We start from the raw sequence: 24,362 nt of genomic DNA on the forward strand, positions 1-24,362 counted from the left end.
CCGCTCGCGCTGCGCGCGATCGACCCTCCCCCTCCAGGGGAGGGTAAGCGGCCGCCGCGCCACTCAATTCGGTTTCGCCGGCCGGCGTTCCGTGAACGGCGACAGCACCACCGTCGCCACCATGAAGATCACGGACGCGCCGAACACCCAGTGCGGCGCGCCCTGGTCCATGATCCATCCGAACAGCAGCGGTGAGACGATGCCGCCGAGATTGAAGCCGGTGGAGACGATGCCGAAGGCCCGCCCCGCTGCGCCAGGGGGCGCGGCGTTACGCACCAGCATGTCGCGCGAGGGGGCGATCACGCCGGAGAGGAAGCCCGCGACCGTCATCGCCGCGGTCAAGGCCCAGCCGGGCAGCGTCACCAGCGCGATCAGCAGCACGATGGCCGCGTTCACGGCAAAGCAGGCCGCTGCGACAAAGCCGTGGCGTTCGGTGTGGTCGGCGAGGAAGCCGCCGGCGAGCACGCCGGCGGCGCTGGCGCCGAGGAACGCCGTCAGCATGACGTTGGCTGCCGAATAGGACGTGCCGTAGCCGCTCATCAGCGCGACGACGCCGAAATTGTTGATGCCGGCGACCGACAGGCTGAGCAGCATGAACAGCGCCGTCAGCGTGATCAGCGCCGGGGTGATGACCGCCTGCTTCGGCGCGTTTTCCGCGCCCGGCTTTGCCTTGCTGGCACCGGCGTCGGGAATGTTCATGACGAGCAGCAGCAGCGCCACCAGAATGCCGATCGCGCCCGATGCGATCAGCGCGCCGACCCCGCCGGACAGGGCGACGAGCGCCGCCACGATCGCAGGCGCCACCGCGCCGCCGAGAAAGCCGGCAAAGGTGTGGATCGAGAAGGCGCGGCCCATCCGCGCCTCGTCCATGTGCGCGGCCAGGATCGCGTAGTCCGCGGGATGATAGACGCTGTTGGCGAGGCCCAGCAGCACGGCGCAGGCAATCAGCGAGACATAGCTGAGATGCAGGCCGAGCAGGATCAGCGCGAAGCCGCCCAGCGTGAGGCCGATCAGCAGGATCCTGCGTGCGCCAAAATGATCGACGAGATAGCCGGTCGGCGCCTGCGTCAGTCCGGACACCACCGCGAACACGGTGAGCGCGAAGCCGAGCTCGATATAGCCGACGCCGAGCTGCGCCTTGAGAAACGGGAACAGCATCGGCAGGACCAGCAGATGAAAATGGCTGACCCAATGCGCGATCGAGATTCCCGTCAGCGTGCGCAGCGCGCTGTCCGCCTTGCCTTGCTGCGGTGCGGCGAGAACGTCGACCATTGCAGTTCCGTTTTGCTCCTTCGGGATGCGGAAACTATCGAAGGGCGGTTATTTGTCCATGAACGCAAGCGCATGGCAGGTAGGGCGGGCGCGGCTGCTGCAATCTTGATGATGCTGTTGGACACACTGCGCTCCCTCCCCCCTTGCGGGGCAGGGCTATCGCTTATGATGTGCGGAATGCAGCGGCATCGGCAGTCGGCTCCCTCCCCCGCTTGCGGGGGAGGGCTGGGGAGAGGGTGTCTCCGTGCGGGGACTATTGAGACTAACCGAGGGCGTCCCAGCGCGGCGAGAACCCTCACCCGCCGCGCTCTGCGAGCGCGTCCCGCAAGCGGGAGAGGCGGAGCAAGCCCAGACAGCCCCCGTGTCATTCATATGCGATAGCCATACCCGCAAGGGGAGGGAACGCACTGTTCGTGGGGAAGCTTCACACCCTCACAACGGGTCGTCATCCGGCCCGTAGCGGTCACGCTTCGGTGTTGCGATGTCGCCGTCTTCGTAATCGTCGTCGTCGATGTCGCGTGGCAGCGGCTTCTTGGCCTTGCTGTCCGCCGGCTTCTCGTCGGCAGGCTTGGGCGGCGCGCTCGGCTTGGCAGTCTTGCTCATGGCTGGTCCCGGATGGTGATGCTGCATCCGATCCTAGTCCGAATATGTGGGGGGTTGCTGACTTATCTCAAGAAGCCCCGTGGGGCCGTCAGTGCACGAGCGGCCCGCCGGCCTTCTTCCAGGCATCCAGGCCGCCGGCGATGTGCGCCGTATTGGCAAGGCCGGCCTCCTTCGCCGCCGCCACCGCCATCGCCGAGCGTTCGCCGAAGGCGCAGAAGAACACGATGCGGCGGCCGGTGGCGGCTGCGACCTCGCGCAGCATGCCGCCGGGCTTGAGGCTCTCCTCCACCGATTGATACGGCGCGTGCAGTGCGCCTTCGAGCATGCCGTGCTTGGCGCGCTCGTTGCCCTCGCGCAGATCGACCAGCAGGATATCCGGCCGGCCGAGACTGCGGATCGCTTCAGTCGCGCTGAGCGCGCGGCCCTCCTTCTCCAGCTCCTCCTGATGCAGGCCGACATGCATGTTGGCCGGCACCGCCACGTCCATCATCTTCGGATTCGGCAGCTTCAGATTGGCCATCAGCTCGATATATTCGTCGACCGAGCGCACCTGGAGCCGGGGATTGTAGCGCTTCTCCTCGCCGATGGTGGAGACGGTGTCGCCCTTGTAGTCGTGCGCCGGGAACACCATCGTCTCGTCCGGCAGCTTCAGCAGCCGGTTGAAGATCGAATCGTACTGCGCGCGCGAGGATCCGTTCTGGAAGTCGGTGCGGCCGGTGCCTCGGATCAGGAGCGTGTCGCCGGTGAAGACGCGATCGCCCATCAGATAGGAATAGGAATCGTCGGTGTGGCCGGGCGTGTACATCACGTCGAGCGACAGGCCCTCGATCGTCACCTTGTCGCCGTCGGCGACCCGCATGGCGACGACGTCGGCCTTGGTCTGGTCGCCCATCACGGTCATGCAATGGGTGCGGTCTCGCAGCTCGCCGAGGCCGGTGACGTGGTCGGCATGCAGATGGGTATCGACCGCCTTGACCAGCTTGAGGTCGAGCTCGCGCAGCAATTGGCAATAGCGGTCGACCTTCTCCAGCACCGGATCCAGGATCAGCGCCTCGCCGCCGGTGCGGCTGGCAAGGAGATAGCTGTAGGTGCCCGAAACACTGTCGAAGAGCTGGCGGAAGATCATGGCAGGAAGCCCGGCAGTGGAACTGGTTTTCGAGGATTCTACTACGTTTCGGCTCGAAAAGAGAAGTAATTCACTGTCCGCGTAGGAAAATTTGGAAGATTTTTGTTGCGGTGCAAGTGTGAGAGTGGTTGGCCATGCCGTCGTCCCGTCCACAGCTGTCATCGCCCGCGAAGGCGGGCGATCCAGTATTCCAGAGGCCGTCGTGGGGGATACGGAGGGGTCGCGGCGTACTGGATTCCCCGCTTTCGCGGGGAATGACATCGCGTCTGAGCGGCGCTGTGCCCAATGAAATCAGGGCCGCACCAGCGTATACCCGTTCTCCGCCAGAAACAGGATCTGCCCGACGCCGACTTGCACGGGCGTGGCCGCGGGGATGAATTCCGGCCGCTTGCCGGTCTCGCGTTCGATCGTGTCCACCGTGTTGAGGCAGATGTCGAACCGCACGCCCTGCGCGATCAGGCTTTCGACCTGCTTGCGGCGCTCGTTGCCCGACAGCAGGAGGTCGATGCCGGGGCCGAACGCCACCACTTCGAGCGCGATCTTGTCGGGGGCGTAGGCCTTCAGCAGGTTGTTGGCGACGCTGAGCACCAGGGTTTGCTTCTTCGCATCGCCATCGGAGAGCTGCAGCACGATTCTGTGCTCGGCGAATGGCTTGTCCTGGAGCGGCACTTGTTGCGCCGAGGCCGGCGGGACGGCGAAGGCGAGCAGCGCCAGCATCAGTGCGGACAGGATCTGCGCGCCCCTCATCCCTGCCCCGCGATGCCTGGATTGTCGTCGACCCCCTTGAGCGTGACCCCGGAGCCGAGCCGCTCCTGAAACATCCGGCCCGAGCGCAGATATTTGCCGACGACGTCCCACACCGGCGCGCCTTGCTGTTCGTTGACCGAAGCCCAGCCTGCGACCTTGTAGCGATGGCCGGCGCTGATCGCCTTGCCATTGTGGATCCTCAAATCCGAGATGCGGCTGCCGATCGCGGCAGTCGGTGTGCAGGTGTAGCTGAGCCCGCCGGCGCGCACCATGTCGCCGCCCTGCTGGTAGTAGGGATCGGCGTTGAAGAGGTTGTCGCAGATGTCCTCCAGCACGTCCTTGATCTGGGCGCCCGTCATCTCCTGCACATAGGTCTCGGGATAGGTGATCGCGGTCTCCGCGAGCAGATCCTCCATGGTCAGCGCCTGGCCGGACAGCGCGGTGACGCCCCAGCGGAAGCCCGGCGACAGCGCAATCTCGGCGTCGAGCTCGGTGCGGAGCGCGGTGCAGATCAGCTCGTCGACCGGTCCGGAGAAATTGCCGCGGCGATAGAGCAGGCGGTCGGGCGTTGCGATCTTCTCCGACCAATCGGTCACACGCGGCGCGCGCAGCCGGCCGATCAGCTCGGCCATGGCCGGATCGGGCTTCAGCAGCTCGGAATAGACCGGCAGCAGATGATAATGAACGTCGCTGACCTTGCCCTTGTCGATGGCGAGATCGAGCACGCCGAGGAATTTTCCGTTGGACCCGGCATTGGTGACGAGCGTGGTGCCGCCGGCGTTCTTCACCGCGATCGGCTGCGGCACGGCATCATGGGTGTGGCCGCCGAGGATGACGTCGATGCCGGTGACGCGGCTTGCCAGCTTGAGGTCGACATCCATGCCGTTGTGCGACAGCAGGATCACGGCATCGACCTTGTCGGTGCCGCGCAAGGAATCGACGTGCTTCTGCAGTTCCTCCTCGCGGATGCCGAAGGTCCAATCCGGCGTGAACCGCTTCGGATGCGCGATCGGCACGTAGGGGAAGGCCTGGCCGACGATCGCGACCCGATGGCCGCCGATCTCCTTGATCATCGACGGCTTGAACACGCGCCCTGTGGCCTTGTCGAAGGCGGGGGCGTCGTTGAACGCGGCTTCCTCGGTCAGGAAGACGTTCTGCGCCAGGAACTCGCCCTTGAAGCGCTCGAGATTGTCGCGGAGCGCCTGCTCGCCATAGGTGAATTCCCAATGGCCGGTCATCGCTTCGATCCCGAGCAGGTTGGCGACCTCGACCATGTCGCGGCCCTGCGTGACATTGGCGAGCCCGGTGCCTTGCCAGAGATCGCCGCCGTCGACGAGCATCGAACGTTGCTCGCCGGCGTCACCGCGCAAGCGGTCGACCAGCGTCTTCAGATGGGCAAAGCCGCCGAGCTTGCCGAAGCGGCCTGCCGACTTCTCGAATTCGACACAGGTGAAGGCATAGGCATCGGCGCTGCCGGAGCGGATGCCGAACCGCTCGAGGAAGGCGCGGCCGACCAGATGCGGCGGCCGTCCGGCCATCTCGCCGATGCCGATATTGACGCTGGGCTCGCGGAAATAAACCGGGTTCAACTGCGCATGCGTGTCGGTGATGTGCAAGATGCGCGCATTGCCGAACCGCTCGAGGTCGTAGATGCTCCCGGTCTCGGCGCCACGCGCGAGCCGCGGCAGACCGAGCGATGCGGCGGCAAGGCCTGCGGACTTCAGGAAATCGCGGCGGCGGATCGCCATCCAAAAATTCTCCGCACCCCTCAATGGTCGCAAGACTGGTCCAGTTGAGGCCAGTCTAGCGGATTTCCATCGCCTTCCAGGCTTCTTTTTCAGACGTCGCCTGGAAGATCGACGCTTTTGCCAGCGCCTCGGCCTCCCTGGCTGCGGCGGTGGCGCGGTCGAAGTCGCCGCCATCGGCCGCTTTCCTGGCCGCGGCCAGCATCGAGACGGTCACGGTCCATTGGTTGCGCAAGCCGGCAGCCTCCTTCGATGCGGCTTCGGCGGCGCTGTACGCCGCCTTGTAGTCCGCTTCGCTCGCCGCGCGCGCCGTGGCGGCGAGGCCGAGCGCGAGCAGCATGGCGAGAGCAAGTGTCCGCTTCATGGCCGCGCTCCCGGGCCCGATATCGGCAGGCCGTTGGCGACGTAGGACAGGAAATATTCGACGTCGCGGTATTCGTCCGCCTGCGGCTCCAGCGGAACCGCGCGGGTCTGGCTGTTGCAGGTGACGAAGCGGCGGCTGGTCGTGCCCATGCCGCTCCATTCGGAGCGGTAGATCGGCATCGCGTTCACGATGCCGAGCGCCGGCGCCAGGATCTCGGCGCGGATGCGCTCGCCCGGGCTCTGCACATGGCAGCTTGCGCAGGAGAAGTTCATCTGGCCGCGGCGGGTGTAGAAATAGCGCTTGCCGTTCTCGAAGGCTGCGAGCGCGCGCGGATCGTCGGGGATCTTGATGTCCATCGGCTTGCCGCGCGAGGTGTAGGCCATGTACGCGGTCAGCGAGGCCATCTCGTCCTTGACGTAGGAATAGGGCGCCTCCCCATTGGCCTCGCGGCAGCGGTTGAGCGCGAGCTCCAGCGTGATGACCTTGCCTTCCTTCGTGTCGAAATAAGGATAGTTCTGGCGGACGCCGATACCGCCGTTCGGGAAGCAGTCGGCATAGGTCTTGCCGTTCTTGAACGGCGTCGCAAACATCTCCTTGCCGGCCTCGAGCGCGAACTCGTAAGGCGGGAATTCCTCCTTCTCCTGCCACTGCCGCTTCAAATCGGCGTTCATGGAGTACGGGCCGTTGACGAAGTCCTCGTGTTTCACGTCGGGAAACTTCTGGAAGAAGAAGTTCCGGAACGCCTTGGCGGCTGCCACGGGATCGACCTTGTCGGCCGCGACGACGCGCGGAGCGGCGAGGGCGAACGCAACGAGCGCGGCGCTGAGCGAGCCAAGCAACAGGGCAGACCGGGTCTTCATCACGCGATCTTCGCGGTGGTCGTATCCGAGCCACCCTTGTTATCGGTCCAGGAGATCTTGAGCTCGTCGCCCTTCTTGGCGCCCTTGAAGCTGAACTTCACATAGGGATCCTTGGAGACCGCGGTGCCCCAATCGGCGACGAAGACGTCCTTGCCGTTCCATTCGAATTTCAGCTGCTGGATGTAGTGCGCCGGGATCAGCTCGCCCTTGGGATCCTTCACCAGGCCGGTATCCATGGGATGCTGGATCAGCGCCTGCACCTCGGTGATGTCGCCGTTGGATGTTGCGCGCACGCGAATGCTTGATGCCATCGGACCGATCCTCCTAGCCGCCGCAGCCGCCGACGGTGACCTTCACTTCCTTGGTCGCGCTGTAGAGCTTGCCGTCGGCCTCGACGATGGCGACCAGTTTGGTGGTCTTGGCCATCTTCAGCCGGTTGGCGACGGCCGGAATCGTGCCCTCGGCGATCTTGTAGGACGCCGCGAGCGCGTAGGGGTTCTCGGCCACCAGGAACGAGATCGAGCTCACCTTGTCGAGCGTCGTCGTCACCGACACCGGCACGACGCCGCCGTTCTCGGCGATCTCGGGCGCATCCAGCTTGACCTTGTCGGAGGGCTCGGCGGTCTTGCCGTAAAGCGCCTTGATCGCGTCGGCCTCGTGCTTCTGCTTGAAGGCCTTTTCCGGATATTTGTCGTTGGCCGCGGCGCGCGCGGCGAACGGCAGATTGCCAAGGCCGAGCAATGCGACGGAGGCCGCGCCCTGAAGGATCAGGCGTCGTGTCGCAAGGGGGCCGGTGGTCATGGTCATCTCTGGTCTCCTGGCAGCCGGCCGTTACAGGGTCTGCAGGAAATCAACGATCGCGCTGATCTCCTGCTCGGTCAAAATCCGGTTGCGGCCGAACGGCGGCATCATGGTCTGCGGATTGCGCTTGGTTTCGTCGAAGATGATCGCGGTCAGCTCGTTGCGGTCGGGATACTTGGCCTTGAGGTCCTTCAGCTCCGGACCGATCGTTCCCGGTAGGTCGCCGCCTTTGATGACGTGGCAGGTCAGGCAATTGCCTTTGCCGCGGTCGAACGCGAGCTTTTGGCCGTCGGCCACACTGGATTGCGCCCGTGCCGCAGCCGTGCCGGCGCAGAGGACCAGCGCCACCAGGATGGCAGGCTTGCAAGGAAAAGCGGTCAAGGCATCGTCCCGAGCGTTATGTCGATGATCTCATTTGTGGAAATATATAGCGTGTTCCAAAGCACAAAGGGCATCGCCTGACAATCAAGACTATGCACGCGGCAAAATGGAGTTAATATCCTCCGCATTGCAACCCATGAGATAGTTCGTTCATCCAATAGGGCGGCACTAGCAAATTATTCTAGGGCGTTTGGCCCTCGGGCCTTTCCTTTTCTGTTCGCATATTTTGGGGATCTCGCTTGGCTGAATATGTCGTCGAGTTTGGCAGGGATGGTGGACGGGTCGAGCCGGATGGGCGGCTCGACGCGCCGGCGTTTCATCGCAATCACGTGCCGATCTGGGCGGCGCTGGAACAGCAACTCGCTGGCCTGACCGGCAACGTGGTCGAGCTCGGCAGCGGAACGGGGCAGCACGTGGTCCATTTCGCCCGCCACACGCCCGGCCTGGTCTGGTGGCCGAGCGACCTCAATCAGCGCCATCTCAGGAGCATCGAGGCCTGGCGCCTCTATGCCGGCCTGCCGAACGTCCGCTCACCGCTGCGGATCGATCTCACCGATCCCGACTGGTGTCCCGAGATGAAGAGCGGGCAGGCGCCGACGAGCCTTGCCGCCGTGTTCTGCGCCAATGTCATCCACATCGCGCCCTGGGCCGTGGCCGAGGGCCTGTTCGCCGGCGCCGGCCGCTATCTGCGCGCCGACGGCAAGCTGTTCCTCTACGGCCCCTTCAAGCGCGACGGCAAGCACACCGCGCTCAGCAACGCGGTGTTCGACACCTCCTTGCGCGAAGGCAATCCCGAATGGGGCGTGCGCGACATCGGCGATGTCGAGACGCTCGCGACCGCCGTGGGCCTTCGCCTCGTCGATTCCATCGACATGCCCGCGAACAATCTCACGCTGGTGTTTGCGCGGTAGCTACGCAGCCAGTGCGCTCCCTCGCCGGTTTGCGGGCCGCGACGAGCTTCGCTCGCGCTGAGAGGGTTGGGGAGAGGGTGTCTCCGCAACGGGACACTCCCTAAGAGGATAAAGCCCTCACCCGCCGCGCTCCGCGAGCGCGTCGGCCTCTCCCGCACGCGGGAGAGGCAAGGGCCGCCCGTGAGCTATCACCTTTCACAAGACACCTCACGCCTCCCCGTCCCGCCACCCGATCTTCTCCTTCAGGAACCGATAGCCGAGCACCTCGAATCCCGCGCGCTCCTTGTTGTCCTTGCCGTAGCCGTGGCCGCCGGCGGCCGGCTCGTAGAACCAGGCTTCATAGCCCATCGCCTGCAGCTTCGCCGCCATCTTGCGCGCGTGGCCGGGATGGACGCGGTCGTCGCGTCGCGTGGTGGCGATCAGGATCGGCGGATAGGACTGACCGGCCCTCACGTTATGGTAGGCCGAGTAGGTCTTCAGCCAGTCCCATTCCTCGGGCTTGTCAGGATCGCCATATTCCGCGATCCAGCTCGCGCCCGCGAGCAGCTTGGTGTAGCGGCGCATGTCGACCAGCGGGATGGTGCAGAACAGCGCGCCGAAGCGCTCGGGATAGCGCACCAGCATGTTGGTGATGAGGATGCCGCCGTTCGAGCCGCCCTGCGCGGCGATGCGCTTCGGCTGCGTCACGCCACGGCGCACGAGATCGGCGGCGACCGCCGCGAAATCGTCGTGCGACAGCTTCTTGCCCGCGAGCCGCCCGGCATCGTGCCAGCGCGTGCCGAACTCGCCGCCGCCGCGCAAGTTTGCCTGCACCGTCGTGCCGCCGCGCTCCAGCCACAGCTTGCCGAGCGAGGAATTGTAGTACGGCTTCACGGCCAGCCCGAAGCCGCCATAGGCGCTCATATAGACCGGTGCATCGCCGGTCTCCTTGGCGGGGCCGGTCTGCACATAGGGAATGCGCTCACCGTCGATCGAGACCGCCTCGTGCTGCGTCACCACGAGCCCGTCGGCGGTGAAGGTCTTCGGCGCCTGCTTGAGCACGATCGGGCTGGCGACGCCGCGTTCGAGCAACAGCAGCGACGGCGGCGTGAGCGGATCCTGCACGTTGGCGAGCAGATCGCCGTTGCTCTCGGAGGGGTGACGATCGAGCGGCCAGACGTCGACGACGCCGATCTCAGGCAGGCCGGCAAGCGTTTCGCGGCTCCAGCCGGTCGCGGACGGCGTGTGGATCTCGAAGCGCGGACGCAACTCGTCGAGGATCGACAGCACGAGCCTGCCCGCCGCCCAGAACAGGCCCTGCAGCGCGCGCCGCGGCGCCGGCTCGAACAGCACCGCAAAATCGCGGCTGCCGGCGAGGAACGCCGAGAGCGAGATGCCGAGCACGGTGTCGGTGGCGTAGGTCCGGCCCCCGGCCGTCCAGTCCTTGCGCAGCTTCATCGCGAACCACTCGCCATGGGCCTGCAGCCAGATGCCGGTCGGCAGATCGAGCTTCGTCAGGCTGCCGGCTGCGTCGCGCAGCCAGATCGCGTGATTGAAGAAATCGATCTGGTCGACGATCCAGGCCCGCGGCTCAGGGCCGGTGTCGTCGACCATGCCATGAATCATCATGTGAGCGGCAACGGTCTCGATGATCACCTCAGCTTGATCGACGGGCTGGCCGCGCCGCCACAACCGGACCGTTCGAGCATAGCCCGAGCTCGTCGCCATGCCCTCGCCATGCGCGCTCGACAGCAGCAGCGTATCGGCATCTAGCCAGTCGAGACCGCCCTTCGCCTCCGGCAGCGTGAAGCCGTCCGCCACGAAGCTCTTCGTCGCCATGTCGAATTCCCGCAGCGTCACGGCGTCGCTGCCGCCGCGCGACAGGCTCAGCACCGCGCGCGAGCTTCCCGGCATGGTGGCGATCCCGCTCAGCAGCCAGTCCTCGCCTTCGCTCGCGGCGAGCTTGTCGATATCCAGCATGGTCTCCCACGCAGGGGTGGTTTTGCGAAACTCCGCAAGCGTCGTCCGCCGCCACAGGCCGCGCGGGTTGGCGGCATCCTTCCAGAGATTGTGCAGGTCGGAGCCGCGCCGGGTGACATAGGGAATGTTGTCGGGCCGGTCGTAGATCGCGGCCAGGACGTCACGGTCGTGCTCGTAGGCCTTGCCGCCGAACGCCTGCAGCGTGAGCTGGTTCTGCCGCTCGACGAAATCGAGCGCCTGCTTGCCTTCGATCTCCTCCAGCCACAGGAAGGGATCGTCGTCGGGAGCTTGAAGCGTTGGCCTGTCGTCGACGGACATGAAGGAAACTCCCGGAAAAATCGCGGCGGATCAGATTTGATCGAGCGCAAGCCGTCAAGGGCGCGAGCCGCTATCATTGCGCCGATTGCGTCAGAGGCATGGCCTGCGCCCGTTTGCGCCGGTTGCCCGCCCTCCTGCGTCCCTCCATAGTGCCGGGAATCAACAGAGCCCTGAGAGCCCATTGGGGCGGAAAAGCCGATGCTTGACGTGACCGCAGCCCACGAGATCGCCGACGACGCCCGCGCGCGCGCCAATGTGGTGCGCCTCGCCGCAGCCCAGGCGCTGACCGGTGCCAACTCGGCCGTGATCTTCGCCACCGGCTCGATCGTCGGCGCCACCCTCGCACCCGACATGTCGCTCGCGACCGTGCCGCTGTCGATGTACGTGCTCGGGCTTGCCGCCGGCACGCTGCCGACCGGCGCGATCTCGCGCCGTTTCGGTCGCCGCGTCGCCTTCGTCATCGGCACGGGCTTGGGCACGCTGACCGGCCTGCTCGGCTCATTCGCGATTCTGCACGGCTCGTTCGCGCTGTTCTGCGTCGCGACCTTCCTCGGCGGCCTCTACGGCTCCGTCGCACAATCCTATCGCTTCGCCGCGGCCGACGGCGCCAGCGCGGCCTACCGGCCCAAGGCGCTGTCCTGGGTGATGGCGGGCGGCGTGTTCGCCGGCGTGCTCGGTCCACAGCTCGTGCAATGGACCATGGACGTCTGGCAGCCCTATCTGTTCGCCTTCAGCTTCCTGGTGCAGGCGGCCGTGGCGCTGATCGCGATGGGCATCGTCGCCGGCGTCGACATTCCGAAGCCCGGGCCGGCCGACCTGCACGGCGGCCGGCCCCTGCTCACGATCGTGACTCAGCCGCGCTTCATCGCGGCGGCGCTGTGCGGCGTCATCTCCTATCCCATGATGAATCTGGTGATGACCTCGGCGCCGCTCGCCATGCAGATGTGCGGCCTGTCCGTGTCAGATTCCAATTTCGGCATTCAATGGCACATTGTCGCCATGTACGGGCCGAGCTTTTTCACGGGCGCGCTGATCGCCCGCTTCGGCGCCCCGAAGATCGTGGCCGTCGGCCTGCTGCTGGAAGCGGGCGCTGCCGGTATCGGCCTTTCGGGCCTCACGGCCATGCATTTCTGGGCCACGCTCGTCGTGCTCGGCGTGGGCTGGAACTTCTCCTTCATCGGCGCCTCGGCACTGGTGCTGGAGACGCACCGTCCGCACGAGCGCAACAAGGTGCAGGCCTTCAACGACTTCCTTGTATTCGGCATGATGGCGCTCGGCTCGTTCGCTTCCGGGCAGCTGCTCGCCAATTACGGCTGGTCTGCGGTGAACCTCGTGGTGTTTCCGCCGGTCGTGCTGGGCCTCATCGTGCTCTCGCTGGTCTCCTGGGCCCGTCGTCGCAAGGCGCGGCTGGACGCGGCGATGGGCGAGTTTCCGGACGCGGTCTAGGTTGGCAGGAGGCTGTCAGCAGCGTTGATGCTTCGATCGCGGTCGAAGTGATTTTCTGAAGAAGGCAATTTAGATGTCGTCATGGCCGGGCTTGTCCCGGCCATCCACGTCTAGCCACGTCGGAAGAAGAACGTGGATGCCCGGAACAAGTCCGGGCATGACGGAGCGAAACGAACGGCAGATGAAATGCTCGACAATTCTCGACATCCCACGCTTGACGAATCTTCGCTCCGTTACGAAGGCTGGCGCATCGTCGCGGTCTGCTTCCTGCTCGCGACCTTCGGCTGGGGGCTCGGCTTCTACGGCCAGAGCGTCTATGTCGCCGAGCTGCAGCGCGCGCGGGGCTGGCCGACCACGCTGATCTCCTCCGGCACGACGTTCTTCTATCTGTTCGGCGCGCTGCTCGTCGTGTTCGTCGGCGAAGCCGTGCGGACATACGGTCCGCGCCTCAGCCTCATCGCCGGCACGCTGGCGATGGCGGCAGCCAGCGTCGCGATCGGCGCGGTGCGCGAGCCCTGGCAACTCTATCTCGCCAATGCCGTGCTCGCCTTCGGCTGGGCCGGCACCAGCTTGGCCATGATCACCAACACGATCAGCCTGTGGTTCGACCACAAGCGCGGCATGGCGATCAGCCTCGCGCTCAACGGCGCCAGCTTCGGCGGCATTGCCGGCGTGCCGCTGCTGGTCATGTTGATCGGCCATGTCGGTTTCGCCAGCGCGATGTACATCGCCGCCGGGGGCATGCTGGTGCTGCTGCTGCCGGTGATCCTGGTTCTCGTCGGCCGCCCGCCCGATCACCACCGCCGGCACGCGGCGGCGAATTCCAGGCCGCAATCATCGACGCAGATCCGCGCCTGGGCGCTGCGTGACGTCGGCTTCCTCACGGTGACGATCGCCTTCGCCCTGGTGCTGTTCGCACAGGTCGGCTTCATCGTGCACCTGATCTCGTTCCTCGATCCCGTGATCGGCCGCGAGCGTGCCGCCGTCGCGGTCGCGGTATTGACCGCGATGGCGGTGGTCGGCCGCGTGCTGTTCTCGCTGGTGATCGATCGTCTCAACCAGCGCCTGGCGTCCGCGCTGTCGTTCCTCAGCCAGGCCGCGGCGCTCCTCGTCGTCATCAACCTGCACGACGACTATGTGCTGATCGCGGCCTGCGCCTTGTTCGGCTTCTCCGTCGGCAACCTCATCACGCTGCCGTCGCTGATCGTGCAGCGAGAGTTCGACAGTGCCGCGTTCGGCGTGCTGATCAGCCTCAATACCGCGATCAACCAGGTCACCTACGCGTTCGGCCCGGGCGTCGTCGGAGCCCTGCGCGATTGGTCCGGCGACTATTCGCTGCCGTTCTATCTCTGCGTCGCGCTGGAGGTTGTTGCCGCGGCGCTGATCATGGTGCGGGGAAAGCCAAAAGCGAAGATTGCGTAGGGTGGGCAAAGGCGCAGAATGCGCCGTGCCCACGATCTTCGGATGAGTCGGCAGAAGTCCGTGGGCACGCTTCGCTTTGCCCACCCTACGGCACCTGTACGAAGGCTCTGGATTGCTTCGCTACGCTCGCAATGACGGGGAGAGATCGAAGTTCACGCGCCCCGCGGTTTCAGCAACGTCGCGACGTCACTCGCTCTAGCTCAGCTCCCTCACCTCGCCCTCGGGCAGCTCGAACTCGAACGTATTCAGCGTCATCGACACCATCGTGTAATAGCCGCACAGGCCGATCACCTCGACGACGCCGCGCTCGCCGAGCAGCTTGACTGCCTCGTCGTAGAGGCCTTTCTCGACGCCGTGGCCCTCGTGCAGCGATTTCGCGAGATCGTAGATCATCTTGGCCTTGGGATCGTCGAAGTCGGGCGTGCGGCGGTCGCGGATGGCATCGATGACGCCAGGATCCATGCCGCCGGCGAGCGCGAGCCGCTTGTGTGCGTACCATTCGTAATGCGCGGTCCAGTGCCGCGCCGTCACCAGGATCGCGATCTCCGAGAGCTTTGCCGGGAAGATCGTGTCGAAGCGCAAGACCTCGCCGAGCCGCGTGGCGTGGCGCGCCATCTCCGGGCTGTTGAGCCAGGCCATCATCGGCGCCGGCGGCTTGCCGCGCTTGCCGGCAATCGACTCGTCGTAGGTCTGCCGCTGGCTCTCGTTCATTTCGCCAGGCGAAAGAAGTCTCAGGCGCATGGTCGTTTCCTCTTTGTTTTCAAGCACCGTCCTCGCCGCGGACTATAGCGGAATGCGGCGCGCGGAAGTGGTTGAATTCCGCGGGAGCTTGGCCCAGAGTCCTCGCCAACAAGTCGATTGCGATTGATGGAAACGACCATGAGCGACACTGAATCCGCCGAGCTCGAAACATTCCGCGCCGAGACGCGCGCCTGGCTGGAAGCCAATTGTCCGCCGGAGATGCGCAAGCCCGCGACCTCGGACGCCGACGTGTTCTGGGGCGGCCGCAACGCAAAGTTCTCCTCCGAGCCGCAGCGCATCTGGTTCGAGCGCATGCGCGACAAGGGCTGGACCGTGCCGGACTGGCCGAAGGAATATGGCGGCGGCGGCCTCAGCGCGGCCGAGCACAAGGTGCTGCGCGCAGAGATGGCGCGGATCGGCGCGCGGCCGCCGCTGTCGAGCTTCGGCATCTGGATGCTCGGGCCGGCGCTCTTGAAGTACGGCAACGAGGCCCAGAAGAAGGAGCATCTGCCGAAGATCGCCGCGGGCGAGATCCGCTGGTGTCAGGGCTATTCCGAGCCGAACGCCGGCTCCGATCTCGCTTCGCTGCAGACCCGCGCCGAGAGCGACGGCGACGATTTCATCATCACCGGCCAGAAAATCTGGACCTCCTACGCCAATTACGCCGACTGGATCTTCTGCCTGGTCCGCACCGATCCCGCGGCCAAGAAGCACGACGGCATCAGCTTCATCCTGTTCGACATGACGTCCAAGGGCGTCTCGACCAAGCCGATCCTCTTGATCTCCGGCTATTCGCCGTTCTGCGAAACCTTCTTCGACGGTGTCCGCGTGCCGAAATCGCACGTGGTCGGACAGATCAACCGCGGCTGGGACGTCGCGAAATACCTGCTGCAGCACGAGCGTGCGATGATCTCAGGCATGGGCGAGCGCGGCGTCGGCCGTCCGCTCGGCCAGATCGCGGCCGATACCGTCGGCACCGATGCGCTGGGGCGGCTCGACGATGCCATGCTGCGCGGCAGGATCGCGACGTTCGACGTCGATGAGGCCGCCCTTGCCGCCTGCGCCGAGCGCGCCGTCGATCTCGCCAAGGCCGGGCAGGCGCATCCGGCGTTCTCATCGGCGATGAAATATTACGGCACCGAGCTCAACAAGCGCCGCCACGAGATCCTGATGTCGGCGGGCGGCGTCGACGCGCTGGAATGGGAGAGCGAGCGCTCCCGGCAGGGCGCCCGTCCACGCGCCTGGCTGCGCACCAAGGCGAATTCGATCGAAGGCGGCACCTCCGAGGTCATGCTCGGCATCGTCGCCAAGCGCATCCTGGATCTGCCGGGGGCGTGAAACACGCTCTCACCACCCGTCATTCCGGGGCGCCGCGATAGCGGCGAGCCCGGAATCCATAACCACCAGTCGGGAGTATGGATTCCGGGCCTGCGCCTGCGGCGCATCCCGGAATGACGAACCAGATAGATTTCGAATCGGAAACACGCACATGGCTCTCGTCCTCACCGAAGAACAATCGATGCTCCGCGACTCCGCGCGCGGGCTGATCAGCGACAAGGCGCCGGTGTCGCACCTGCGGCATCTGCGCGACAGCAAGGACCCCACCGGCTTCTCCAAGGAGCTTTGGCATTCCTTCGCCGAGATGGGTTTTGCCGGCCTCCTGGTGCCGGAGGAATTCGGCGGCAGCGGGCTTGGCTTCATGGAAGCTGGAATCGTGATGGAGGAGATCGGCCGAACCCTGATGCCGTCGCCCTTCCTCGCCACTTCAGTGGTTGCGGCCTCGGCCCTGAACCGCGGCGGCAATGCCGCGCAGAAATCGGACTACCTGCCGAAGATCGCGAACGGCTCGCTGCTCGCGACGCTGGCGATCGACGAGGGCGCCAAGCATCGTCCGCTGCAGACCAGCCTGCAGGCCGTGCGCGCCGGCAACGGCTTCAAGCTTTCCGGTGCCAAGGCGCTGGTGATCGACGGTCACGTCGCCGATCTCTTCATCCTCGCCGCCCGCACCGCGGGCTCCGCCGGCGAGCGTGACGGCCTGACGCTGTTCCTGGTCAACCCCAAGGCCAAGGGCGTTGCGATCGAGCGCACCATCATGGTCGACGCCCACAATGCTGCGCGGATCGAGCTTGCCAATGTCGAAATCAATGCCGACGGCGTGCTCGGCGAGGTCGACCAGGGCGCCGCTCTGCTCGACGGCGTGCTCGACATCGGCCGCGGCGCGGTCGCCGCCGAGATGGTCGGCCTCAGCGACGAAGTCTTTGGTCGCACCGTCGAGTACCTCAAGAACAGGAAGCAGTTCGGCAAGCTGATCGGCGAATTCCAGGCGCTGCAGCACCGCGCCGCCGAGCTCTATGTCGACATCGAGATCACCCGCGCCGCCACCATGAAGGCGCTCCAGGCGCTGGACGCCGACGTCGCCAAGGCCGCATCGAGCGTCGCAGTGGCGAAGGCCCGCGCCGGCACCACCGCCACGCGCGCGGTGCAGGAAGGCGTGCAGATGCACGGCGGCATGGGCATGACCGACCAGTTCGACATCGGCTTCTTCATGAAGCGCGCAAGGGTGTGCGAGGAATTGTTTGGCGACGCCAATTACCAAACGGAGCAGCTGGCACGGGCGCGGGGGTATTGAGGCGTTGGGGGTGAGGCGCGAGCCGCGTGCCTCACCCTCGGTGTCATCGCCCGCGAAGGCGGGCGATCCAGTACGCCGCGGCCCCTCGGCACACGATTGACGTCTCGGAATACTGGATCGCCCGGTCAAGCCGGGCGATGACAGTTGAGCCGGGAGATGATGCCTGCCCCAAATTCGTCATTGCGAGGAGCTCTTGCGACGAAGCAATCCAGAGTCTTTCTGCGGAGGCAGTCTGGATTGCTTCGCTTCGCTCGCAATGACGGTCGATAGACCTCCGCTTACCGCATCGGCGGCGCGTACTGCACGCCGCCCGCATTCCACAGCTGGTTCATGCCACGCGGAATCTTTAGCTTCGATTTCTCGCCGATGTTGCGGTCGTACATCTCGCCGTAATTGCCGACGTGGCGGATGATGCGGGCGGCCCAGTCCTTGGTGAGGCCGAGCTGCTCACCGTAACGGCCTTCGGTGCCGACGAGGCGCATCACTTCCGGCTTCTTCGACTTCAAGGCCTCGTCGATGTTCTCCGAGGTCACGCCCAGTTCCTCGGCGTTGATCATGGCATACAATGTCCACTTCACGATCATCATCCAATCGTCGTCGCGCTGGCGCACGACGGGGGCGAGCGGCTCCTTGGAGATCATGTCCGGCAGGATCATGTGGTCGCCGGGTTTCGAGAGGTTCAGCCGCAGCGCATAAAGCTGGGAAACGTCGGCGGAGAAGGTGTCGCATTTGCCGGTGTCGTAGGCTTTCACGACGTCGTCGAGCTTGTCGAACTTCACCTCTTCATACTTCATGTTGTTGACGCGGAAGTAATCGGCGACGTTGAGCGTCGTCGTGGTTCCGTTCTGCACGCAGATCTTGCTGTCGGCCAGCTCCAGCGAAGTCTCCTTGTTGCGCGCGCGCGGCACCATGAAGCCGACGCCGTCGTAATAGGCCACCGCCGGAAAATACAGGTCGTAGTCGAGCTCGCGCGCCATGCTCCAGGTCGTGTTGCGCGAGAGGATGTCCACCTTGCGGCTCTGCAGCTCCTTGAAGCGCTCGTTGGCGTCGAGCGGAACGAACTTCGCCTTGCCCGGATCGTTGAAGATCGCGGCGGCGACCGCGCGGCAGAAGTCGACGTCGAAGCCGGTCCAGTTGCCCTTGTCGTCGGGGATCGAGAAGCCCGGCAGGCCCTTGTTGACGCCGCACAGCACCTCGCCGCGGCGCACGGTGCGCTTCAGCGTGCGGGTGTCGTAGAATTCATAGATGATGGCCAGGACGGCGACCAGCACGGCGACCGCGAGCCCGATCAGCAGGCCGCCACGAAAAGTGCGCATCATGTTGTTCTCTCGAAAAATCGGGAAAAGGAATCAGGCGAGGGCGGGAGAGCGTGATCCTGATCCGGACAGGCCGCGCCGGCAAGGCGCGACGCGGTCGTCCGAAGAGATCATGCTCGAATCGTGTCTCTCAGAGCTCAGGCTTCTGCCGGATGACCACCTTGGTGCCGACAGGGACGCGGTCGTAGAGATCGGCGACGTCGTTGTTGACGAGGCGGAAGCAGCCCGAGGATACCTTGGTGCCGATCGTGTCGGGGCGGTTGGTGCCGTGGATGCGGTAGACGGTGGTGCCGAGATACATGGCGCGGGCCCCCAAGGGATTGCCGGGGCCGCCGGCCATGAAGCGCGGCAGATAGGGCTGGCGCTGGATCATCTCCGGCGGCGGCGTCCAGTCCGGCCACTCCTTCTTGTTGGTGATGGTCACCAGCCCCTGCCACTGGAAGCCGTCGCGGCCGACGCCGATGCCGTAGCGGATCGCGCGCCCGCCGGGCTGCACCAGATAGAGGTGACGTTCGGCGGTCGAGACGATGATCGTGCCCGGCGGCTCGGTGGTGCGGAAGTAGACCACCTGCTTCTGCCATTCCGGCTCGAGCTGGTAACCATCATCGGCGATCAGGCCCGGCTCGTCGCCGCGGTCGGGCTGCTGGGCGAAGCCTTGCGGTGCGGATAGGATGAGCCCCACTGCAGCCATGAACATCCCTGTCAGGCGACGAAAATCGGTCATGTGAAGCTCTCCCCGCTGCCACAGCGCAAATCATTCAAAGCCATCAAACCTGAGGGGCAAGTTCATGGCAAGTTGATGGCGTGCCGCCCCGATATGTCACGAGAATACCTACGGTTTCTTGACCGTGCCCGGCAATGCCACAATCAGGGGATGGCGCGAAAAGCATAGATCGTCGCCGCAGCGGTAATGCGCTCCCTCCGCCGCAAGCGGGGGAGGGTTGGGGAGAGGGTGTCTCCTCCAGGGAGGCCCCCAGAGGAGAGAACCCTCACCCGGCGCTACGCGCCAACCTCTCCCGCAAGCGGGAGAGGCCCAGACCGAGCCCGGGGACAAATCGCTCGATCCAACTGGCAGTCAGATCTTATTGCTCTCCGGCGCGATTCCCAGCCGCCGCACGATCTCGGTTGCCACCGCGCGGGCCTCGATCCGCGAGCCGATTCGGGGGCTGCGAAACCTCCGCCCCGAGCGCAAACGGATCGTGACGATGCAATGTTCGTCCTCGGAGCGGCCGCGGCGCTCGACGGTGATCGTCTTCACGTCGGGTCCCTCGATATGATCGGCGCGCGGGGTGCCGTCGCCCCACAGCCGCTCGACGCGTATATCGCCCTGCCGGATCACCCAAAACGCGCCAGTCAGGAGGTTGGCATATCTGTAGACCGCGAACGCGGCGAGCGCGCCGAGCGGCAGTAGCAGGATGTCGACATGGCTGGGCGGCCATCCGCGCCACAGCTTGTAGGCGTAGGGCAGGGCGAACAAGGCGACGGCGATCAGCGACACGATCCTGATGTCCCGCGCGGAAAACGCCTCGAGCGGCTCGCCGAGATGCATCTCGGGATTGCTGGCGTCGAGCGGATTGACGGGCTCCTCGACATTGGGGACCTCGAACTGCGCCGCGATCCGCGCCACGGTGTCGCGAACGTGGGTGACGTCCGAGATCGGTGGAGACGTCAGTCGCTCTCCCGAAGCCAGCGTGAACACGAGTTGGAAGCGCGCCTTGATCCGCTTGCTGCCGGGAACCTGCAACGCCGTGATGTCGTCTTTTCCGACGACCCGCGTGCGGAGCTTGCCGAACGGACTTTGCCGCCCGATCAGGATCTCGTTCGCCGTGATGATCCACACAACCGCCGGCGCCATCATGATGCCGACCACGAATCCCGCGCCGACGAGCAGCGCAACCACGGAGATGACGATCTCCAGCGTGTCGTGCGTGAACAGGCCGGGCGTGAAGCACAGCGCAACGGCCGCCGCAAAGGCGGACATCACCAGCCGCTGCGCGATCGAAGAGCCTTCACGAAGGCGAATATCGGTGCTGGTGTTCGCGTCCATTGCGGGCGGCTGATTCCGTCGCTCGCGAAACTCCACGGACGGGTCCGCGGAGTCAAGCAACAAGGTCGGCAACTGAAAACCGCCGCGCGAGGCCCGTGCGGCGTCAGCTGCCGGCGTTGAGCAGCTTTGCCACGGTGCGGTCGATCTGGTCGTAAGCCCCTTCGCCGGCGTGCTGGAACACGATCTTGCCGCTCTGGTCGATGATGTACTGTGCCGGCCAATATTGGTTGCGGTAAGCGTTCCAGGTCCTGGAATCATTGTCCTGCGCCACCGGATAGGTGATGCCGTGACGCTTCAGCGCGGCTTGTACGTTGGAAGCCGAGCGCTCGAACGGGAATTCCGGCGTGTGCACGCCGACCACGACGAGCCCCTTGTCCCGGTATTTGGCGTAGAGCTCGGTGACATGCGGCAGCGTGTTGACGCAGTTGACGCAGCCATAGGTCCAGAAGTCGACCAGCACGACCTTGCCGCGCAGCTCGGCGAGGCTGAGCGGCTTGGAATTGAACCAAGTGTTGATGCCGGTGAAGTCCGGCGCGGCCTGCTGGCTTGCTGCGGCGACGGTGATCGGCGTTGCGCGCGCAGCCTCGCCGCAGAGGCCGGGGATGACGGCACCTGTTACGGCCATGCCGATCATGGCGGCGGTCACAGCGAGCAGTTTGAAAGTCATGGAAGCGTCCTCCAGGTGAAATCTTGGATGATTACAGGCCGATCTGGCCGGTCGGGTAGAAGCCGGTGAGCCACGCCACGATCAGCGTGTCGTATTGGAAATAGGCGGCGACCGCGAAGCCGATCACGACGATACCAAAGCCCTGCTGAAGGCGCGGGCTGATCCGCGCGAGGCTGCGCACGCGCGTGGTCGCGGCCTGTCCGCCATAAGCGATCGCCAGCATCGGGATCGCCGCGCCAATGGCGTAGACGATCAACAGCGTGCCGGCCCAGCCGAGATTCGTCGACGTCGCAACCAGCGTCAGGATCGAGCCGAGCACCGGCCCTGCGCAGGGCGTCCAGACCAGACCGAGCGTGGTGCCGAGGATCAGCCCGCCGAGCGCGCCCTCGCGCTGCGCGCCGCCTGCGCTGCCGAGATCGAGCCAGCCATTGAGCCGGCTCGACAGCCATTCGAACGGCGCCGGCCACAGCATCAAAAGGCCAAAGCCGAGCAGCAGGATCGAGGCGGCCTCGCGCAGCACGCTCGGATCGAAATCGAGCAGCCGCGTCAGCGCGCCCAACAGCAGCGCGACGACCGAGAAAGAGACGACGAAGCCGAGCGCGATCATCGCGGGACGCCAATACCCCGCGCGCCCGATCGAGGCGCCGAACAGGATCGGCAGCATCGGCAGCGTGCACGGCGCGGCAATGGTGAGAATGCCGGCAAGAAAGGCGAAGACTAGCTCGAGCATGGCGCACTCGCGGGGGAGGTCACGAGGGCAGTTCGGGATGGAGAAGGCGGTCGTTACGCAGCGTCACAGCTTCGTGACGTGCGATGTTGCTTGCCGCGCGAATGGTGCGCTCCCTCCCCCGCTTGCGGGGGAGGGCTGGGGAGAGGGTTTCTCCGCAACGGGACGTTCCCCCAGAGGAGAGAACCCTCACCCGCCGCGCGGGGACGATGCTTCGCATCGCGCAGCGCGCGTCGGCCTCTCCCGCAAGCGGGAGAGGCGGGAGCCCGTGGGGCTAGCTCAGCCCTAAATACAAAACGACCCGGAGGGGGGCATCCCGTCCGGGTCGTTGGAGGTCCTTGGGAGGTTTAAGCAAAACCGTATGTGAGCTTTATAGGGGGGAAGTTTTTCCGCCTGATGTTGTGCTTTGTTTCAATTGTTTCGCGGGCGGTAACACTTCCGTGTCCGGACAGGACCAAATTTAAGGCCCTATCCCATTGAAATACCTGAGCTTCAGGCGGCGAAGCGCTCGACGCCGCAGCCTTTAAGCAATTCGGCCAATTGCTTGCGGGCGTAGAACATCCGCGTCTTCACCGTGCTCTGGGGAATGCCGATGATCTGCCCGACCTCCTCCACCGACTTCTCGTGGTAGTAGATGAGGTTGATAATCTCGCGATGGGCGGGCGACAGCTTCTGCACGCAGGCGCGCAGGATAGCGCTGGTGTCACTGCGGTCGAGCGAGGTCTCGGGCGTATCGTTGCCGTCGGGAATCTGGCGCACGTCCTCCTGGTCGATGTCCTCGAAGCGGCGCTGGCGCATCGCGGTCAGCGCCTTGAAGCGGGCGATCGAGAGCAGCCAGGTCGAGACCTGCGAGCGGCCCTGGAACTGGCCGGCGGTCCGCCACACGTCCAGGAACACCTGGCTGACGAGGTCTTCCGCCGCGGTGGCGTCGCGCACGATGCGCAGGATGAAGCGGTACACACGCACATTGTGCCGGCAATAAAGGATGTGCATGGCCGTCCGGTTGCCGTCGGCAATGCTCTCGAGGAGCATGTCGTCCGAGGTCGCCTGAGCGGCGATGATGCTCTGGCTGGCTTGGGCGTTGATGGCGATGACGTTCGGCATGGACTTGGCTCCCCGTAGCGCCGCAACCGAGCGGCGTTTCCTTGGACCAAAGTGTTAATCAGCCAACGTTTCGGGACGTCTGCACCAAAAGCGGAAAATGGTTTCGTGCGCCGCCAAATTGTTTCGTCAGAAGGGGTGCGACGAAACATTCAGGGCAAAAAAGCGTGGAATTTCAATGTACGGAAAATACGGGGGTGGGGATTCGCGGGCGGACAGCGGCGTCACGGAACGAATCCCGGCGATTTGCGTTCGGCCGCGCCGCATCCATCGCTGTCGTCCCGGGGCGCGAAGCGAACCCGGGACCCATAACCACAGGATGTGGTTTGGCGAAGATTCGGAGTGACCAGCTCGGCGTAATAACCCCTCCCTGGGATTATGGGTCCCGGGCTCGCGCTGCGCGCGCCCCGGGACGACAGCGGAGTATGCCGCCGCCCGTCCCTACGCCTTCTCGCCCTGCGGCGAGAACAGGTAGCCGCCACCGCGGATGGTGCGGATCACGGCCGGCTTGGCCGGATCGGGCTCGATCTTGCGGCGGATGCGCATGATGCGCAGGTCGACGGCGCGGTCGAAGGCTTCGGCGTCGCGCGCATTGGCCAATTCCAGCAGGCGTTCGCGCGACAGCACGCGCTTCGGATTGGCCGCGAACACTTTCAACAGCCCGAACTCGGATGCGGTCAGCGGATGCTCGTTGCCCTCGTCGTCGCGCAGGGCCTGCGCTTCGAGATCAAGCCATTTGGTGCCGAACCGCACCAGCTGCTCCTTGTCCGATTTCGCCGCCGACGCGTCGGGTGCCGCGGCCTTGGCCGGCACGCTCCGGCGCAGCACCGAGCGAATCCGCGCCATCAGCTCGCGCAGCTCGCAGGGTTTGGCGACGTAATCGTCGGCGCCGAGCTCGAGCCCGACGACGCGGTCGATCGGGCTCGCCGTCGCCGTCAGCATGATGACCGGCACGTTGATGCGGCTCTTGAGGTCGCGGATGATCGAGAGCCCGTCTTCCTCGGGCATGTTGAGGTCGAGCACGACGAGATCGGGCATGCTGCCCTGGATCGCGGCGCGCAAGCTCTTGCCGCCGTCGCACAGCGTCACGGTGAAGCCGTGCATCTTGAGATAATCGCCGACCATCTCCCGGGCCGGGGCTTCATCGTCGACGATCATGATGTGCTGGCTTTGGGTCAT

General features: G+C 65.3%; 24 protein-coding genes. 5 read left to right on the forward strand and 19 right to left on the reverse strand.

What is annotated here, in order from left to right:
• Positions 1–63: 63 nt before the first annotated feature.
• The 10 genes from DCM79_RS07425 to soxX all read right to left on the reverse strand — a co-directional run bounded on the left by DCM79_RS07425 (position 64) and on the right by soxX (position 7,899).
• Positions 64–1,272 carry an MFS transporter gene (locus tag DCM79_RS07425; RefSeq protein ID WP_257179320.1) on the reverse strand — a complete coding sequence of 403 codons (1,209 nt, stop codon included), beginning with the start codon at positions 1,270–1,272 and terminating at the stop codon, positions 64–66.
• Positions 1,273–1,704: 432 nt separating this feature from the next.
• A complete protein-coding gene (locus DCM79_RS07430; RefSeq protein WP_257179321.1) occupies positions 1,705–1,875 on the reverse strand; it encodes a hypothetical protein in 171 nt (56 codons plus the stop codon).
• An 88-nt stretch (positions 1,876–1,963) separates the two neighbouring features.
• Entirely contained in the window at positions 1,964–3,001 is a 1,038-nt protein-coding gene (locus DCM79_RS07435) for an MBL fold metallo-hydrolase (RefSeq protein WP_257179322.1), read from the reverse strand.
• A 291-nt stretch (positions 3,002–3,292) separates the two neighbouring features.
• Positions 3,293–3,748, reverse strand: coding sequence for a hypothetical protein (locus DCM79_RS07440; protein WP_257179323.1), 456 nt, complete (start codon positions 3,746–3,748; stop codon positions 3,293–3,295).
• A complete protein-coding gene (gene soxB, locus DCM79_RS07445) occupies positions 3,745–5,496 on the reverse strand; it encodes a thiosulfohydrolase SoxB (protein WP_257179324.1) in 1,752 nt (583 codons plus the stop codon). Before soxB ends, DCM79_RS07440 begins: the two co-directional genes overlap by 4 nt.
• Positions 5,497–5,551: 55 nt before the next feature.
• Positions 5,552–5,857: a hypothetical protein gene (locus DCM79_RS07450; protein WP_257179325.1), complete on the reverse strand. Its 306-nt coding sequence runs from the start codon at positions 5,855–5,857 to the stop codon at positions 5,552–5,554.
• A complete protein-coding gene (soxA, locus tag DCM79_RS07455; RefSeq protein ID WP_257179326.1) occupies positions 5,854–6,717 on the reverse strand; it encodes a sulfur oxidation c-type cytochrome SoxA in 864 nt (287 codons plus the stop codon). The genes DCM79_RS07450 and soxA overlap by 4 nt, the downstream gene beginning before the upstream one ends.
• The gene (gene soxZ / locus DCM79_RS07460; RefSeq protein ID WP_126257185.1) at positions 6,717–7,028 is read right to left on the reverse strand and encodes a thiosulfate oxidation carrier complex protein SoxZ; all 312 of its coding nucleotides are present in this window, start codon (positions 7,026–7,028) and stop codon (positions 6,717–6,719) included. The genes soxA and soxZ overlap by 1 nt, the downstream gene beginning before the upstream one ends.
• A 13-nt stretch (positions 7,029–7,041) precedes the next feature.
• Positions 7,042–7,524 carry a thiosulfate oxidation carrier protein SoxY gene (gene soxY, locus DCM79_RS07465; protein WP_257179327.1) on the reverse strand — a complete coding sequence of 161 codons (483 nt, stop codon included), beginning with the start codon at positions 7,522–7,524 and terminating at the stop codon, positions 7,042–7,044.
• Between the two features lie 24 nt (positions 7,525–7,548).
• Positions 7,549–7,899, reverse strand: a complete 351-nt coding sequence (gene soxX / locus DCM79_RS07470; RefSeq protein ID WP_028133876.1) for a sulfur oxidation c-type cytochrome SoxX — start codon at positions 7,897–7,899, stop codon at positions 7,549–7,551.
• A gap of 239 nt (positions 7,900–8,138) precedes the next feature.
• Between soxX and DCM79_RS07475 the strand changes: the two genes are divergently transcribed.
• A complete protein-coding gene (locus tag DCM79_RS07475) occupies positions 8,139–8,810 on the forward strand; it encodes a class I SAM-dependent methyltransferase (protein WP_257179328.1) in 672 nt (223 codons plus the stop codon).
• Positions 8,811–9,017: 207 nt separating this feature from the next.
• On the opposite strand, the gene DCM79_RS07480 is transcribed toward DCM79_RS07475, so the two are convergent.
• Positions 9,018–11,087: a prolyl oligopeptidase family protein gene (locus tag DCM79_RS07480; RefSeq protein ID WP_257179329.1), complete on the reverse strand. Its 2,070-nt coding sequence runs from the start codon at positions 11,085–11,087 to the stop codon at positions 9,018–9,020.
• A gap of 198 nt (positions 11,088–11,285) precedes the next feature.
• Here DCM79_RS07480 and DCM79_RS07485 point away from each other — a divergent pair, with 198 nt between their 5' ends.
• On the forward strand, positions 11,286–12,533 hold the full coding sequence (locus DCM79_RS07485) for an MFS transporter (RefSeq protein WP_257179330.1): 1,248 nt from the start codon (positions 11,286–11,288) through the stop codon (positions 12,531–12,533).
• 186 nt (positions 12,534–12,719) lie between these two features.
• Complete coding sequence (locus DCM79_RS07490; RefSeq protein ID WP_257179331.1) at positions 12,720–13,955, forward strand: MFS transporter; 1,236 nt, start codon at positions 12,720–12,722, stop codon at positions 13,953–13,955.
• Between the two features lie 195 nt (positions 13,956–14,150).
• Here DCM79_RS07490 and DCM79_RS07495 read toward each other — a convergent pair whose 3' ends face one another.
• Entirely contained in the window at positions 14,151–14,696 is a 546-nt protein-coding gene (locus DCM79_RS07495) for a carboxymuconolactone decarboxylase family protein (protein WP_257179333.1), read from the reverse strand.
• Positions 14,697–14,834: 138 nt separating this feature from the next.
• Here DCM79_RS07495 and DCM79_RS07500 point away from each other — a divergent pair, with 138 nt between their 5' ends.
• The gene (locus DCM79_RS07500) at positions 14,835–16,034 is read left to right on the forward strand and encodes an acyl-CoA dehydrogenase family protein (protein ID WP_257179334.1); all 1,200 of its coding nucleotides are present in this window, start codon (positions 14,835–14,837) and stop codon (positions 16,032–16,034) included.
• 151 nt (positions 16,035–16,185) lie between these two features.
• On the forward strand, positions 16,186–17,325 hold the full coding sequence (locus DCM79_RS07505; RefSeq protein ID WP_257179335.1) for an acyl-CoA dehydrogenase family protein: 1,140 nt from the start codon (positions 16,186–16,188) through the stop codon (positions 17,323–17,325).
• A 278-nt stretch (positions 17,326–17,603) separates the two neighbouring features.
• On the opposite strand, the gene DCM79_RS07510 is transcribed toward DCM79_RS07505, so the two are convergent.
• From DCM79_RS07510 to DCM79_RS07540, 7 genes are all read right to left on the reverse strand, one after another.
• Positions 17,604–18,641, reverse strand: a complete 1,038-nt coding sequence (locus DCM79_RS07510; protein WP_028133885.1) for an amino acid ABC transporter substrate-binding protein — start codon at positions 18,639–18,641, stop codon at positions 17,604–17,606.
• A 130-nt stretch (positions 18,642–18,771) separates the two neighbouring features.
• Positions 18,772–19,365 (reverse strand): L,D-transpeptidase, encoded by a 594-nt coding sequence (locus tag DCM79_RS07515; RefSeq protein WP_257179336.1) that lies wholly within the window; start codon positions 19,363–19,365, stop codon positions 18,772–18,774.
• Positions 19,366–19,716: 351 nt separating this feature from the next.
• A complete protein-coding gene (locus DCM79_RS07520; RefSeq protein WP_257179337.1) occupies positions 19,717–20,688 on the reverse strand; it encodes a hypothetical protein in 972 nt (323 codons plus the stop codon).
• Between the two features lie 103 nt (positions 20,689–20,791).
• Positions 20,792–21,355 (reverse strand): thioredoxin family protein, encoded by a 564-nt coding sequence (locus tag DCM79_RS07525; RefSeq protein WP_257179338.1) that lies wholly within the window; start codon positions 21,353–21,355, stop codon positions 20,792–20,794.
• Between the two features lie 31 nt (positions 21,356–21,386).
• A complete protein-coding gene (locus tag DCM79_RS07530) occupies positions 21,387–22,085 on the reverse strand; it encodes a cytochrome c biogenesis CcdA family protein (RefSeq protein ID WP_257179339.1) in 699 nt (232 codons plus the stop codon).
• Positions 22,086–22,574: 489 nt separating this feature from the next.
• Positions 22,575–23,186: a sigma-70 family RNA polymerase sigma factor gene (locus DCM79_RS07535; RefSeq protein WP_126257197.1), complete on the reverse strand. Its 612-nt coding sequence runs from the start codon at positions 23,184–23,186 to the stop codon at positions 22,575–22,577.
• A 438-nt stretch (positions 23,187–23,624) separates the two neighbouring features.
• On the reverse strand, positions 23,625–24,362 hold the full coding sequence (locus DCM79_RS07540; protein WP_257179340.1) for a response regulator: 738 nt from the start codon (positions 24,360–24,362) through the stop codon (positions 23,625–23,627).

The organism is Bradyrhizobium sp. WBOS07 (assembly GCF_024585165.1).
Taxonomy (GTDB): domain Bacteria; phylum Pseudomonadota; class Alphaproteobacteria; order Rhizobiales; family Xanthobacteraceae; genus Bradyrhizobium; species Bradyrhizobium japonicum_B.

What these genes read in the sequence shown, in the direction of transcription:
- DCM79_RS07525 (WP_257179338.1), bottom strand. Translation starts at nt 21,355, where the DNA reads ATGACTTTCAAACTGCTCGCTGTGACCGCCGCCATGATCGGCATGGCC.
- DCM79_RS07485 (WP_257179330.1), top strand. Translation starts at nt 11,286, where the DNA reads ATGCTTGACGTGACCGCAGCCCACGAGATCGCCGACGACGCCCGCGCG.
- soxZ (WP_126257185.1), bottom strand. Translation starts at nt 7,028, where the DNA reads ATGGCATCAAGCATTCGCGTGCGCGCAACATCCAACGGCGACATCACC.
- DCM79_RS07425 (WP_257179320.1), bottom strand. Translation starts at nt 1,272, where the DNA reads ATGGTCGACGTTCTCGCCGCACCGCAGCAAGGCAAGGCGGACAGCGCG.
- DCM79_RS07440 (WP_257179323.1), bottom strand. Translation starts at nt 3,748, where the DNA reads ATGAGGGGCGCGCAGATCCTGTCCGCACTGATGCTGGCGCTGCTCGCC.
- DCM79_RS07500 (WP_257179334.1), top strand. Translation starts at nt 14,835, where the DNA reads ATGAGCGACACTGAATCCGCCGAGCTCGAAACATTCCGCGCCGAGACG.
- soxA (WP_257179326.1), bottom strand. Translation starts at nt 6,717, where the DNA reads ATGAAGACCCGGTCTGCCCTGTTGCTTGGCTCGCTCAGCGCCGCGCTC.
- DCM79_RS07495 (WP_257179333.1), bottom strand. Translation starts at nt 14,696, where the DNA reads ATGCGCCTGAGACTTCTTTCGCCTGGCGAAATGAACGAGAGCCAGCGG.
- DCM79_RS07505 (WP_257179335.1), top strand. Translation starts at nt 16,186, where the DNA reads ATGGCTCTCGTCCTCACCGAAGAACAATCGATGCTCCGCGACTCCGCG.
- DCM79_RS07430 (WP_257179321.1), bottom strand. Translation starts at nt 1,875, where the DNA reads ATGAGCAAGACTGCCAAGCCGAGCGCGCCGCCCAAGCCTGCCGACGAG.
- soxY (WP_257179327.1), bottom strand. Translation starts at nt 7,524, where the DNA reads ATGACCATGACCACCGGCCCCCTTGCGACACGACGCCTGATCCTTCAG.
- DCM79_RS07515 (WP_257179336.1), bottom strand. Translation starts at nt 19,365, where the DNA reads ATGACCGATTTTCGTCGCCTGACAGGGATGTTCATGGCTGCAGTGGGG.
- DCM79_RS07540 (WP_257179340.1), bottom strand. Translation starts at nt 24,362, where the DNA reads ATGACCCAAAGCCAGCACATCATGATCGTCGACGATGAAGCCCCGGCC.
- DCM79_RS07530 (WP_257179339.1), bottom strand. Translation starts at nt 22,085, where the DNA reads ATGCTCGAGCTAGTCTTCGCCTTTCTTGCCGGCATTCTCACCATTGCC.
- DCM79_RS07435 (WP_257179322.1), bottom strand. Translation starts at nt 3,001, where the DNA reads ATGATCTTCCGCCAGCTCTTCGACAGTGTTTCGGGCACCTACAGCTAT.
- DCM79_RS07520 (WP_257179337.1), bottom strand. Translation starts at nt 20,688, where the DNA reads ATGGACGCGAACACCAGCACCGATATTCGCCTTCGTGAAGGCTCTTCG.
- soxB (WP_257179324.1), bottom strand. Translation starts at nt 5,496, where the DNA reads ATGGCGATCCGCCGCCGCGATTTCCTGAAGTCCGCAGGCCTTGCCGCC.
- DCM79_RS07450 (WP_257179325.1), bottom strand. Translation starts at nt 5,857, where the DNA reads ATGAAGCGGACACTTGCTCTCGCCATGCTGCTCGCGCTCGGCCTCGCC.
- DCM79_RS07480 (WP_257179329.1), bottom strand. Translation starts at nt 11,087, where the DNA reads ATGTCCGTCGACGACAGGCCAACGCTTCAAGCTCCCGACGACGATCCC.
- DCM79_RS07510 (WP_028133885.1), bottom strand. Translation starts at nt 18,641, where the DNA reads ATGCGCACTTTTCGTGGCGGCCTGCTGATCGGGCTCGCGGTCGCCGTG.
- DCM79_RS07535 (WP_126257197.1), bottom strand. Translation starts at nt 23,186, where the DNA reads ATGCCGAACGTCATCGCCATCAACGCCCAAGCCAGCCAGAGCATCATC.
- DCM79_RS07490 (WP_257179331.1), top strand. Translation starts at nt 12,720, where the DNA reads ATGCTCGACAATTCTCGACATCCCACGCTTGACGAATCTTCGCTCCGT.